This window comes from Pseudomonas sp. NPDC007930, assembly GCF_042958985.1.
Classification (GTDB): domain Bacteria; phylum Pseudomonadota; class Gammaproteobacteria; order Pseudomonadales; family Pseudomonadaceae; genus Aquipseudomonas.
Window position 1 is genome coordinate 307,370 of sequence record NZ_JBIBKC010000005.1, and the last position, 12,569, is coordinate 319,938.

The following is a 12,569-nucleotide window of genomic DNA, read 5'->3' on the forward strand; positions in this document are numbered from 1 at the left end:
CCCTGAACCCAAGCACCAGGGCAACACAGCGGAGGCGCCCCCATGGCCAACGAACGCTACACCCGCACCAACCAGAAGCTCTACTTCGCCGGCCTGGCCCTCGAAACCCTGGCCAAGGCCGAGCAGGGCAGTGCCATGAACGCCCTGGCGCGCATGCAGGCCGAGCGCGAGGCGGTGGTGTTCCACCTGTACGGCGCCCTGCTCGGGCTGTGCCATGAAATCGCCGGGTTCTACCGCCTGGCCGACAGCGCCGCGCCCCGCGCCCAGGCCTACCTCACCCCCGCGGTGCTGACCTCGGCGGCCAACCCGGAGCTGGCCGAGCTGGTCGAGCTCACCCAGCAGCCGCACACTTGGCTGTCGCAGTTGCTCAGCGCCTATGGTGACCTGTTCCAGCCGCCGCGCGAGCCGGCCAAGCCCAAGCACGACGTGACCACGCCGCTGATCCAGGCGGTCGACCTCGGCGCCGAGGGCGAGCCCGAGCCGTTGAACGCGCAAACCCTCGAGGCCTGGCGCCAGCACCTGAAGGCGCTGGCCATTCGCTTTCGCGATGGCCTGAGTGAGTGCTGATTCGGTCAACCGCTGTTACAATGGCGGGCCAACCTGGAGAACTGCCCCTCTATGTCCACGTCTTTTCTTGAAATCGTCGAGCTGCCAGACGGCCGCATCGAACTGCGTCGCGCCGAAGATGAAGGGTCGCTGGTCACACTCGATTTCTCCGAAGACGCCAAGGCATTCCTGCAGGGCCAGCACGTAGAGGTGGCCAAGGCCATGCTCAGCGTCGGTGTGCAGATGGCCGGCAAATTGGCCGAGAGCGATTTCGAGCGCGATGATGGCGCCCGCGTGTTGCATTGACCGCGGCAGGTGTTGAACAACCCGGTATGGCGCAGCGCCTACCGGGTTTTTTAATGGCCGGGTTTTTCCTGGTGTAGACAATCTGTTGACCATTGCCGAGGGCAGGGCTAGATTTACCGCATAAGCCCAATAAATTGTCGACACATGCCTGAAGCCCCACTCCTCAGCCTGCCACTGGCCGATGACCACGAAACCATCGCCGAACAGCTGTTTCGCCGCCTGCAGAACGCCATCGTGCGCGGCGACATTGCCCCGGGCAGCAAAATCTCCGAGCCGGAACTGGCGCGCACCCATGGCGTCAGCCGCGGCCCGCTGCGCGAGGCAATCCACCGCCTCGAAGGCCAGCGCCTGGTGGTGCGGGTGCCCCATGTGGGCGCGCGGGTGGTGTCGCTCAGCCAGCAGCAGTTGATCGAGCTGTACCAGATTCGCGAATCCCTCGAAGGCATGGCCTGCCGCCTGGCGGCCGAGCGCATGAGCGCCGCGCAGATCAGCGAACTGCGCCAGGTGCTCCACACCCATGAGCGCGATGAAGCCTTCCAGGCCGGGGTTGGCTACTACCAGCAGGAAGGCGACCACGACTTCCACTACCGGATCATCCAGGGCAGCGGCAACCACACTCTGACCGAACTGCTGTGTGGCGAGTTGTACCAGCGGGTGCGCATGTACCGCATTCAGTTTTCCGCCACGCCGCACCGCCCGCGCCAGGCCTTCGCCGAACACCATCGCATCCTCGACGCCATCGCCGAGCGCGACGGCGAGCTGGCCGAGTTGCTGATGCGCCGCCACATCGCGGCGTCGCGGCGCAACATCGAGCGGCAACTGCACAACAACGACAATGGAGGTGAAGCATGACCCAACCCCGCCCAGGCGAACGGTTCCGCGCCGCGCTGGCCAGTGAACGGCCGCTGCAGATCGTCGGCACCATCAACGCCAACCATGCGCTGCTGGCCCAGCGCGCCGGCTTCAAGGCGATCTACCTCTCCGGCGGCGGAGTGGCGGCCGGTTCGCTGGGCCTGCCCGACCTGGGCATCAGCAACCTCGACGACGTGCTCACCGACGTGCGCCGCATCACCGACGTGTGCGACCTGCCGCTGCTGGTGGATGTCGACACCGGCTTTGGGTCTTCGGCGTTCAACGTGGCGCGCACGGTGCGCTCGATGATCAAGTTCGGCGCCGCTGCCATGCACATCGAAGACCAGGTCGGCGCCAAGCGCTGTGGCCACCGGCCGAACAAGGAGATCGTCAGCCAGCAGGAGATGGTCGACCGCATCAAGGCCGCCGTCGATGCCCGCACCGATGACAGCTTCGTGATCATGGCGCGCACCGACGCGCTGGCGGTCGAAGGCCTGCAGGCCGCGCTGGATCGCGCCGCGGCCTGTATCGAGGCCGGTGCCGACATGGTCTTCCCCGAAGCGATCACCGAGCTGGCCATGTACAAGCAGTTCGCCAGCCGAGTGGGCGTGCCGATCCTCGCCAACATCACCGAATTCGGCGCCACGCCGCTGTTCACCACCGAGGAGCTGGCCCAGGCCGATGTGGCCATGGCGCTGTACCCGCTGTCGGCGTTCCGCGCGATGAACAAGGCGGCGGAAAACGTGTACGCCGCGCTGCGCCGCGACGGCACCCAGCAGAACGTGGTCGATACCATGCAAACCCGCATGGAGCTTTACGAATCCATTGGTTACCACGCGTTCGAGGAGAAACTCGACGCGTTGTTCGCGCAGGGTAAACGCTGACCTGCTGCGAACCTTCCTTACAACAAGTTCAAGAACGGGAGAATCCACATGGCAGAAGCAAAAGTATTGAGCGGCGCCGGCCTGCGCGGCCAGGTCGCCGGGCAGACCGCCCTGTCGACCGTGGGCCAGGCGGGTGCCGGGCTAACCTACCGCGGCTACGACGTACGCGAACTGGCCGGCCAGGCGGTGTTCGAAGAAGTGGCCTACCTGCTGCTGTATGGCGAGCTGCCCAGCCGCGCCGAGCTCGACGACTACCTGGCCCGGCTGCGCACCCTGCGCAGCCTGCCGCAGCCACTGAAAGAGGTGCTCGAACGCATCCCGGCGGCCGCCCACCCCATGGACGTGATGCGCACTGGCGCGTCGTTTCTCGGCGTGCTGGAGCCCGAGGGCAGCTTCGAGCGCCAGCACGCGGTGACCGACCGCCTGCTGGCGCTGTTCCCGGCAATGCTCTGCTACTGGTACCGCTTCGCCCACCACGGCGTGCGGATCGACACCGACAGCGACCAACCGGGCATTGCCGGGCACTTCCTGCACCTGCTGCATGGCAAGCCGCCGAGCGACCTGCACCGCCAGGTGATGGACGTGTCGCTGATCCTCTACGCCGAGCATGAATTCAACGCCTCGACCTTCACCGCGCGGGTCTGCGCGTCGACGCTGTCTGACCTCTACTCGTGCATCACCGGCGCCATCGGCACCCTGCGCGGGCCGCTGCATGGCGGCGCCAACGAGGCGGCAATGGCAATGATCGACCGCTTCGCCAGCGCCGAGGAGGCCACCCGCGGCACCCTCGGCATGCTCGAACGCAAAGAGAAGATCATGGGCTTCGGCCACGCCGTGTACCGCGACTCGGACCCGCGCAACGAAGTGATCAAGGGCTGGGCGAAGAAGCTGGCCGATGACGTCGGCGATAGCCGCCTGTACGCGGTGTCCGAAGCGGTCGACAAGGTGATGTGGGAGCAGAAGAAACTGTTCCCCAACGCCGACTTCTACCACGCCTCGGCGTACCACTTCATGGGCATCCCGACCGAGCTGTTCACGCCGATCTTCGTGTGTTCGCGGCTCACCGGCTGGGCTGCCCACGTGTTCGAGCAGCGCGCCAACAACCGCATCATCCGCCCCAGCGCCGAGTACACCGGCGAGCCCCAGCGGCCCTTCGTGCCGTTGGCCGAACGCTAGGGAACACTTCCCAGCCGAACGGGCAGGGCGGCCCAAGAAGCCGCCCGCCCGAACCACCGACCGTGAGCCTGTGCCATGAACACTCAATACCGTAAGCCCTTGCCCGGCAGCCCCCTGGACTACTTCGACGCTGCCGCCGCGGTGAATGCGCTGGCCCCCGGCGCCTGGGCGGGCCTGCCGTACACCTCGCGGGTGCTGGCCGAGAACCTGGTGCGCCGCTGCGCGCCGGAACAACTCAGCGCGGCCCTCGGGCAGTTGATCGAGCGCAAGCGCGAGCTGGATTTTCCCTGGTTTCCGGCGCGGGTGGTGTGCCACGACATCCTCGGGCAAACCGCGCTGGTCGACCTCGCTGGCCTGCGCGACGCCATCGCCGCCCGCGGTGGCGACCCGGCCAAGGTCAACCCGGTGGTGCCCACCCAGTTGATCGTCGACCACTCCTTGGCGGTGGAGTGCGGTGGCTACGACCCCGACGCCTTCGCCAAGAACCGCGCCATCGAAGACCGCCGCAACGAAGACCGCTTTCACTTCATCGACTGGACCAAGCTGGCGTTCGAGAACGTCGAGGTGATCCCCCCGGGCAACGGCATCATGCACCAGATCAACCTGGAGAAAATGTCGCCGGTGGTGCAGGTCAAGGATGGCGTGGCCTTCCCCGACACCCTGGTCGGCACCGACAGCCACACACCGCATGTCGACGCGCTGGGGGTGATCGCCATCGGCGTGGGCGGCCTGGAAGCTGAAAACGTGATGCTCGGCCGCGCCAGCTGGATGCGCCTGCCGGACGTGGTCGGCGTGGAGCTGAGCGGGCGCCGCCAGCCCGGCATTACCGCCACCGACATCGTGCTGGCCCTGACCGAATTCCTCCGCCAGCAGAAGGTGGTCGGCGCCTGGCTGGAATTCTACGGCGAGGGCGCGCGCAGCCTGACCCTCGGCGACCGCGCGACGATCTCGAACATGGCCCCCGAATACGGCGCCACCGCGGCGATGTTCGCCATCGACGAGCAAACCCTGGCGTACCTGCGCCTGACCGGCCGCGAAGAGCAACAGGTGCGCCTGGTCGAAACCTATGCGCGGGAGACCGGCCTGTGGGCCGATGCCCTTGCCGCGGTGGAGTACGAGCGGGTGCTGCGCTTCGACCTCTCGACGGTGGTGCGCAACATGGCCGGGCCGTCGAACCCCCACGCCCGCCTGGCCACCTCCGAACTGGCCGCGCGGGGCATTGCCGGGGCCTGGGAAGATACTCCCGGGTTGTTGCCCGACGGCGCGGTGATCATCGCCGCCATCACCAGTTGCACCAACACCAGCAACCCACGCAACGTGATCGCCGCCGCGCTGCTGGCGCGCAACGCCAACCGCCTCGGGCTGGCCCGCAAGCCGTGGGTGAAAACCTCGCTGGCACCCGGCTCCAAGGCCGTGGCGCTGTACCTCGACGAAGCCGGGCTGACCCACGAGCTGGAGAAGCTTGGCTTCGGCATCGTCGCCTTTGCCTGCACCACCTGTAACGGGATGTCTGGCGCGCTGGACCCAGCCATCGAACAGGAAATCATCGAGCGCGACCTGTACGCCACCGCGGTGCTGTCGGGCAACCGCAACTTCGACGGGCGCATTCACCCCTACGCCAAGCAGGCGTTTCTGGCTTCGCCGCCACTGGTGGTGGCCTACGCCATTGCCGGGACCATTCGTTTCGACATCGAAAACGATGTGCTCGGGGTGGCGCAGGGGCGTGAAATCCGCCTGAAAGACCTCTGGCCCAGCGATGAGGAAATCGACGCGGTGGTTGGCGCGGCGGTCAAGCCCGAGCAGTTCCGCCAGGTGTACATCCCGATGTTCAACCTCGATAACGCCAGCGCCGAAAAGGTCGCGCCGCTGTACCCCTGGCGCGCGCACAGCACCTACATCCGCCGGCCGCCCTATTGGGAGGGCGCGTTGGCCGGCGAGCGCACCCTGCGTGGGCTGCGCGCGCTGGCGGTGCTCGGCGACAACATCACCACTGACCACCTGTCGCCGTCCAACGCCATCCTGCGCAGCAGCGCCGCGGGTGAATACCTGGCGCAGATGGGCCTGCCCGAAGAGGACTTCAACTCCTACGCCACTCACCGCGGCGACCACCTCACCGCGCAGCGCGCGACCTTCGCCAACCCCAAGCTGATCAACGAAATGGCGGTGGTCGACGGCAAGGTCAAACAAGGCTCGCTGGCCCGGGTTGAACCCGAAGGCCAGGTGATGCGCATGTGGGAAGCGATCGAAACCTACATGGCGCGGCGCCAGCCGTTGATCATCATCGCCGGCGCCGATTACGGCCAAGGCTCTTCCCGCGACTGGGCCGCCAAGGGCGTGCGCCTGGCCGGGGTCGAGGCGATCGCCGCCGAAGGCTTCGAGCGCATCCACCGGACCAACCTGATCGGCATGGGCGTGCTGCCACTGGAATTCTTGCCGGGCACCACCCGCGCCACGCTGGGCATCGACGGCACCGAGCTGTTCGATGTGCAGGGCGCGCGCACCCCCGGCGCCCAGCTCACGCTGGTGATCCAGCGCCGTGGCGGCGAGCGGCTGGAGGTGCCGGTGAAGTGCCGGCTCGACACCGCCGAAGAAGTATCCATCTACGAGGCTGGCGGCGTGTTGCAGCGTTTTGCCGAAGATTTTCTCGAAGCCGCCTCGGCATAAAGCCAGGAGAACGAACATGGCACCTGCAGCGCAATTGAAAATCCCTGCCACCTACCTGCGCGGGGGCACCAGCAAGGGGGTGTTCTTCGTACAGGAAGACCTCCCTGGCGCTGCCCGCGTACCCGGCCCGGCGCGCGACGCGCTGCTGCTACGGGTGATCGGCAGCCCCGACCCCTACGGCAAGCAGATCGACGGCATGGGCGGCGCCACCTCCAGCACCAGCAAGGTGGTGATCCTCAACCGCAGCCAGCGCCCGGATCACGACGTGGATTACCTGTTCGGCCAGGTGTCGATCGACAGCGCCTTCGTCGACTGGTCGGGCAACTGCGGCAACCTCTCGGCGGCGGTCGGCCCGTTCGCCATCGCCCAGGGCCTGGTCGCCGCCGAGCGGGTGCCGCACAACGGCCATGCGGTGGTGCGCATCTGGCAGGCCAACATCAGCAAGACGATCATCGCCCATGTGCCGATCACCGACGGCCAGGTGCAGGAAACCGGCGCCTTCGAGCTCGATGGGGTGACCTTCCCCGCCGCCGAGGTGCAGCTGGAGTTTCTCGACCCGGCCGCCGAGGAGGAGGGCGGGGCGGGCGCGATGTTCCCCACCGGCAACCTGATCGACGACCTCAACGTGCCGGGTGTGGGCAGCCTGGAAGTGACGATGATCAACGCCGGCATCCCGACCATCTTCTTCAATGCCGCGGCGCTGGGCTACACCGGCACCGAGCTGCAAGGCGAGATCAACGGCGACCCGCGGGTGCTGGAGATGTTCGAGCGCATCCGCGCCTACGGCGCCGTGCGCATGGGGCTGATCAGCCGGGTGGAAGACGCCGCGCGCCGCCAGCACACGCCCAAGGTGGCATTCGTCGCGCCGCCGGCCAGCTACACCGCCTCCAGCGGCAAGCCGGTGGCCGAGGGCGATGTCGACCTGCTGGTGCGGGCGATGTCGATGGGCAAGCTGCACCACGCGATGATGGGCACCGCCGCGGTGGCGATCGGCACCGCGGCGGCGATCCCCGGCACCCTGGTCAACCTCGCCGCCGGCGGCGGCGAGCGCGAGGCCGTGCGCTTCGGCCACCCCTCCGGCACCCTGCGCGTCGGCGCCCAGGCGCGGCAGGTCGACGGCCAGTGGCAGGTGACCAAGGCCATCATGAGCCGTAGCGCGCGGGTGTTGATGGAGGGGTGGGTGCGGGTGCCGGGGTAGGTTTTCAGGGCCTATCGCCCGGCACAGCCGGCCTCCCACCAGATTTATGTAACTCCTTGATTTAAAGAGAAATACTGGACCCGTGGGAGGCCGGCTGTGCCGGGCGATAGGCCCTGAAGCTCATGCACAAAATCAGCATGGCTCACATGTTCATGCCCTCCACGAGGCCGTGAAGTTGCCTAAGTGAACAGCACTCCGGCTGTGCCGGGCGATGGGCCCTCAGCCGCCTTCAAGGCACGAACGGCAACGCGCGCTTGTGGTGGGTTTTGTCGTAGGTGCTGGCGATGATGTTATAGGCCTCTTCCGGCACCGCCTCGCCATGCAAGAAGGCGTCGATCTGCGCGTAGGTCACGCCATGGGCATGCTCGTCGGGCTTGCCGGGGTTGAGTTCTTCGAGGTCCGCGGTGGGCACCTTCATCACCAGGCTGTCTGGGGCGCCGAGGTAGCGCGCCACGGCACGCACCTGGTGTTTCACCAGCCCGCTGAGCGGCGCCAGGTCGCAGGCGCCGTCGCCGAACTTGGTGAAAAAACCCATCACCGCCTCGGCCGCGTGGTCGGTGCCGATCACCAGGCCGTCGTAGGCGTTGGCGATGGTGTACTGGGCGACCATGCGCATCCGCGCCTTGGTGTTGCCGATCACGAAGTCCCGGCGCGCCGGGGTCAGCCCGCCCAGGTGGCTGACGGTATCGGCCAGGCCCTTGACGGCGCCGGCGATGTTCACCGTCGCCTCTTCATCGGCACGCACGAACTGCATCGCCAGGGCGGCATCGGCTTCGTCGTGCTGCACGCCGTGGGGCAGGCGCACGGCGACGAAACGGTAGGTGGCATCGCCGGTTTCGGCGCGCAGTTCCTCAACGCTCAGCTGCGCCAGGCGCCCGGCGGTGGAGGAGTCCACGCCGCCGCTGATGCCCAGCACCAGCACCCTCAACCCGGCGCTGCGCAGGGTGTGCTTGATAAAGGCCTTGCGCCGGTCGACCTCCGCGGCGATGGCGGCGTCATCCTTGAACGGCGGGGTGACATCCAGCGCGGCGGCGATTTCGGCTTGGCGGTTGCTCATGTCGGTCGATCTCCCATCGATGTGAAACAGGCAAAGGTTGAATGCACAGGGGTCAAAGCTTACAGGTATCGGCGGCCAATGCGGCATCCAGGGCCGCGGCGCTGGCATACAGGCTGATGCCGGCCTCGCTCATGGCCTGGCAGGCCGCTTCGGCGCTGTGCGCGGCGATCGCGCGGCAGGCCGGCAGGTACACACCCACCTCGAAGCCCGCGCGGCGCAGTTGCAAGGCGGTGGTGCGCACGCAGTAGTCCAGCGCCAGGCCGCCGACCAGCACCCGGCCCACGCCCTGGGCGCGGAGGAATTCGATCGCGCCGGTGCTGCGGCGCTCGGCCAGGTCGTGGTAACAGGCGCCGTAGGGGTGCAGGTCGAGCTCGATGCCCTTCCACACGAAGAAATCGTAGTCCAGCGGCGCCGGCAGGCCGTCGAGCAATTCAAAGCCGGCGGTGCCCGGAACGCAATGGCTGACCCAGGTCAGGTCGGCGTTGGCCAGGCCCAGTGGGGCGAGCATCTGGCTGGGTTCGGCGACCACCCACTTGGCCTGGGGCGAGTGCGCATCCTTGCTGCCCAGGCGCAGGCTGGCGCGGCTGGCGAGGAAGTTCAGGTCCGCGGCGATCAGGTCGCCTTCGGGCACCGGCAGTTCTTCAGGGCACAGCGGCGTGAAGCCTTTTTGTGCATCGACATCGAAACTGGCGACTTTCATGGCGCGCTCCGGCGGGTGGGGTTTACATAGTACCTGCTTGCCGGGGCGCGGTTGAAGCGCTGGCGGTGGGCGGCGGCTCAAGGGCGAGGCTTTGCACAACACATCCGGTTACTAGATGACAGTTTCTTCATCGGCTCGCGCCGCGAATGCGAACGGTTTTCAGGCACAATAGTAAGTATTTATTTCTAAAGCCGCTCGCACACGAGGTACTCATGCGTTCGTTTTCTCCCCGCGCCCTGCTCGGCGCGCTGGCTTTGAGCGTGGCCTGCCAGGCCGCCTTCGCCGCCACCACCGTCACCGACATCGCCGGCCGCCAGGTGCAGATCCCGGACCAGGTCGAGCATGTGCTGTTGGGTGAGGGGCGCATGCTCTATGCGGTCGCCCTGCTCGAGGGGCAAGACCCGCTCAAGCGTATCGTCGGCTGGCAGGGCGAGCTGAAAACCGTCGACAAGCAAGGCTACGCCGCCTACCAGGCGAAATTTCCGCAAATAGACACCCTGCCCACCATCGGCAAAACCTCCGAAGCCAGCGTGAACCCGGAAAAGGTGCTCGACCTGCACCCAGACATCGCCATCTTCGGCGTGGCCGGCCATGGCCCGGGGGTGAACAACCCGGTGGTGGAACAACTGCACCAGGCCGGCGTGCCGGTGGTGTTCGTCGACTTCCGCCAGCACCCGATGAAAAACACCGTGCCGAGCATGCGCCTGCTCGGCCAGGCACTGCACCGCGAAGCCCAGGCCCAAGCCTACATCGACTGGTACGAGCGCCACCTCAAGCGCGTGCAGGAGGTGGTCGCCAAGGTACCCGAGGGTCAGCGGCCGTCGGTGTTCATCGAAATGCTCGCCGGCTACAACAAAGGTGGCGTGGCCTGCTGCCACACCGCCGGCAAGGGCAATATGGGCGAATTCATCCAGGCGGCGGGGGGCCATAACATCGCCGCAGACTTGGTGCCCGGGCCGATCGGCGACATCAACCTGGAAAAGCTGATCAGCGCCGACCCGCGCTTTTATCTCACCAGTGGCACCCGCGACCAGAACAGCAGTGATGACGGCCTGAAGGCGGGCGCTGGCGTGACCGAGGCGGCCGCGCGGCAAAGCCTGCAAGCGCTGGTGGCGCGCCCGGGCATCTCCAGCCTGACCGCCGTGCGCGAAGGCCGCGTGCATGGGGTGTGGCACAACTTCTACAACTCGCCGTACAACGTGCTGGCGATCGAGGCCATGGCCAAGTGGTTCTACCCCGAGCAGATGAAGGACGTTGACCCGGCCAAGAGCCTGGCCGAGTTGCAGCAGTTCTTGCCGGTGAACATCCAGGGCACCTACGCGGTGGACCTCAAGCCGTGACCGCCAAGCTCAACCTGGCCGATACCCCGCCCCAGGTGCTCGACGACTACAGCCGTGTGCTGCGCCGGCGCCTGCTGCTGCTCGGCGCCTTCGTGCTGGCCATCGCGGCCTCGATGTTGCTCGACTTCACCCTTGGCCCCGCCGGGCTGAGCCTGGCCGACCTCTGGCAAACCCTGCTGCACAAAGAGAGCGTCAGCCCCGGCCAGCAGGTGATCGTGTGGAGCATTCGCTTGCCGCAGGCGCTGATGGCGGTGTTGGTCGGCGCAGCGCTGGGCCTGGCGGGCGCGGAGATGCAGACCATCCTCGGCAACCCGCTGGCCAGCCCGTTCACCCTGGGCGTATCGCATGCCGCGGCGTTCGGCGCGGCGCTGGCGATCGTACTCGGGCTGGGCATCCCTGGGGTGCCCAGCGAGTGGTTGGTGGCGGCCAATGCGTTCGTGTTCGCCATGCTCGCCACCCTGGCGCTGGATGTGCTGGCGCGGCTGCGCAAGGCCGATACCAACGTGGTGGTGCTGTTCGGCATTGCCCTGGGCTTCACCTTTGGCGCGCTGGTGTCGTTGATCCAGTTCGTGGCCAGTGAAGACGCCCTGCAGGCCTTGGTGTTCTGGACCCTCGGCAGCCTGGCGCGGGCCGACTGGCCCAAGGCCGGGATGCTCGCCCTGGCCCTGGCGGTGTGCCTGCCGCTGGCCTGGCGGCGCTCTTGGCAACTGACCGCGTTGCGCCTGGGCGAAGACCGCGCCGCCAGCTTCGGTATCGACGTCAAGCGCCTGCGCCTGGGCACCTTGCTGCGGGTCAGCGTGCTGTCGGCGCTGGCGGTGTCGTTCGTTGGCACCATTGGTTTCATCGGGCTGGTCGGGCCGCACATCTCGCGCATGCTGTTCGGTGAAGACCACCGCTTCTACCTGCCCGGCAGCGCCCTGGCCGGGGCGGTGATCCTTTCGCTGGCCTCGGTGGTGTCGAAGAACATCATCCATGGCGTGCTGGTGCCGGTGGGCATCGTCACCGCGCTGGTGGGCATCCCGTTCTTTCTGTTCATCGTGTTGCGGCGCAAGGGGGTGCAGTGATGGCGCAGTTGGCTATCGAGGGGTTGCAGGTTCACTACGGCCGCCGCGCGATCATCAACGGCTTGGCCCTGGAAGGCGTTGCCGCCGGTGAGGTCACGGCATTGCTGGGCCCCAATGGCAGCGGCAAGTCGACCCTGCTCAAGGCCATCGCCGGGCTGACCCCGGCCCGTGGCCAGGTGCTGCTCGGCGGCCATGACCTGCTGCACGCCAGCTTCGCCCAGCGCGCCGAGCAGGTGGTGTACCTGCCACAAAGCCTGCCGGCCAGCGTGCACCTGCGGGTGTTCGAGTCATTGCTGGTGGCGCGCCGCGCCAGTGGCGCCGGGCATGCCGGTGAAGAGGCCGAACGGGCCCGGGCGCTGCTGCGCCAGCTCGACATCGAGCACCTGGGCATGCGCTTTCTCGATGAACTCTCGGGCGGGCAAAAGCAACTGGTGGGCCTGGCCCAGGCGTTGATCCGCGAGCCCCGCGTGCTGCTGCTCGACGAGCCGCTGTCGGCGCTGGACCTGAACTTCCAGTTTCACGTGATGAACCTGATCGGCGAGCTGACCCGCGCCCACGGCATGATCACCCTGATCGTGCTGCACGACATCAACATCGCGCTGCGTCACACCGACCGCGCGCTGATGCTGCGGGGTGGGGCGCTGGTGGCCCACGGCGCGCCGGCCGAGGTGATCACCCCGGCGACCCTGGCCGAGGTGTATGGCGTGCGCGGGCGGGTAGAGCGCTGCTCGCAAGGGTGCGCGCAGGTGTTGATCGATGGCTTGGTGGGGGTGGTGTAGGCC

Annotated in this window: 12 protein-coding genes; 10 read left to right on the top strand and 2 right to left on the bottom strand. The window is 67.2% G+C overall.

The genetic code is table 11. The features are described 5' to 3' along the window. Positions 1-42 precede the first annotated feature (42 nt). The 7 genes from ACFZCE_RS13995 to prpF all read left to right on the top strand — a co-directional run bounded on the left by ACFZCE_RS13995 (position 43) and on the right by prpF (position 7,626). Complete coding sequence (locus tag ACFZCE_RS13995) at positions 43-567, top strand: DUF6586 family protein (RefSeq protein WP_390939872.1); 525 nt, start codon at positions 43-45, stop codon at positions 565-567. A gap of 51 nt (positions 568-618) precedes the next feature. Then, positions 619-852, top strand: a complete 234-nt coding sequence (locus tag ACFZCE_RS14000) for a hypothetical protein (RefSeq protein WP_390939874.1) — start codon at positions 619-621, stop codon at positions 850-852. Positions 853-996: 144 nt separating this feature from the next. After that, the gene (locus ACFZCE_RS14005) at positions 997-1,704 is read left to right on the top strand and encodes an FCD domain-containing protein (RefSeq protein WP_390939876.1); all 708 of its coding nucleotides are present in this window, start codon (positions 997-999) and stop codon (positions 1,702-1,704) included. Then, positions 1,701-2,588 (top strand): methylisocitrate lyase, encoded by an 888-nt coding sequence (gene prpB, locus ACFZCE_RS14010; protein WP_390939878.1) that lies wholly within the window; start codon positions 1,701-1,703, stop codon positions 2,586-2,588. Before ACFZCE_RS14005 ends, prpB begins: the two co-directional genes overlap by 4 nt. A gap of 48 nt (positions 2,589-2,636) precedes the next feature. Continuing rightward, a complete protein-coding gene (prpC, locus tag ACFZCE_RS14015; protein WP_390939880.1) occupies positions 2,637-3,764 on the top strand; it encodes a 2-methylcitrate synthase in 1,128 nt (375 codons plus the stop codon). A 75-nt stretch (positions 3,765-3,839) separates the two neighbouring features. Further along, complete coding sequence (gene acnD / locus ACFZCE_RS14020) at positions 3,840-6,428, top strand: Fe/S-dependent 2-methylisocitrate dehydratase AcnD (RefSeq protein WP_390939882.1); 2,589 nt, start codon at positions 3,840-3,842, stop codon at positions 6,426-6,428. A 16-nt stretch (positions 6,429-6,444) separates the two neighbouring features. Further along, entirely contained in the window at positions 6,445-7,626 is a 1,182-nt protein-coding gene (gene prpF / locus ACFZCE_RS14025) for a 2-methylaconitate cis-trans isomerase PrpF (RefSeq protein ID WP_390939884.1), read from the top strand. A 229-nt stretch (positions 7,627-7,855) separates the two neighbouring features. On the opposite strand, the gene nadE is transcribed toward prpF, so the two are convergent. Both nadE and ACFZCE_RS14035 read right to left on the bottom strand, forming a co-directional pair. Continuing rightward, the gene (nadE, locus tag ACFZCE_RS14030; protein WP_390939886.1) at positions 7,856-8,683 is read right to left on the bottom strand and encodes an ammonia-dependent NAD(+) synthetase; all 828 of its coding nucleotides are present in this window, start codon (positions 8,681-8,683) and stop codon (positions 7,856-7,858) included. Positions 8,684-8,735: 52 nt separating this feature from the next. Next, positions 8,736-9,383, bottom strand: a complete 648-nt coding sequence (locus tag ACFZCE_RS14035) for an isochorismatase family protein (RefSeq protein WP_390939888.1) — start codon at positions 9,381-9,383, stop codon at positions 8,736-8,738. A gap of 212 nt (positions 9,384-9,595) precedes the next feature. On the opposite strand from ACFZCE_RS14035, the gene ACFZCE_RS14040 reads away from it, so the two are divergent. From ACFZCE_RS14040 to ACFZCE_RS14050, 3 genes are read left to right on the top strand one after another with little or no spacing between them, the layout of a single operon-like run. Next, complete coding sequence (locus tag ACFZCE_RS14040) at positions 9,596-10,723, top strand: ABC transporter substrate-binding protein (protein ID WP_390939890.1); 1,128 nt, start codon at positions 9,596-9,598, stop codon at positions 10,721-10,723. Continuing rightward, a complete protein-coding gene (locus ACFZCE_RS14045) occupies positions 10,720-11,787 on the top strand; it encodes an iron chelate uptake ABC transporter family permease subunit (RefSeq protein ID WP_390939892.1) in 1,068 nt (355 codons plus the stop codon). The genes ACFZCE_RS14040 and ACFZCE_RS14045 overlap by 4 nt, the downstream gene beginning before the upstream one ends. Beyond that, on the top strand, positions 11,787-12,566 hold the full coding sequence (locus tag ACFZCE_RS14050) for an ATP-binding cassette domain-containing protein (RefSeq protein WP_390939894.1): 780 nt from the start codon (positions 11,787-11,789) through the stop codon (positions 12,564-12,566). The genes ACFZCE_RS14045 and ACFZCE_RS14050 overlap by 1 nt, the downstream gene beginning before the upstream one ends. Positions 12,567-12,569: the final 3 nt, after the last annotated feature.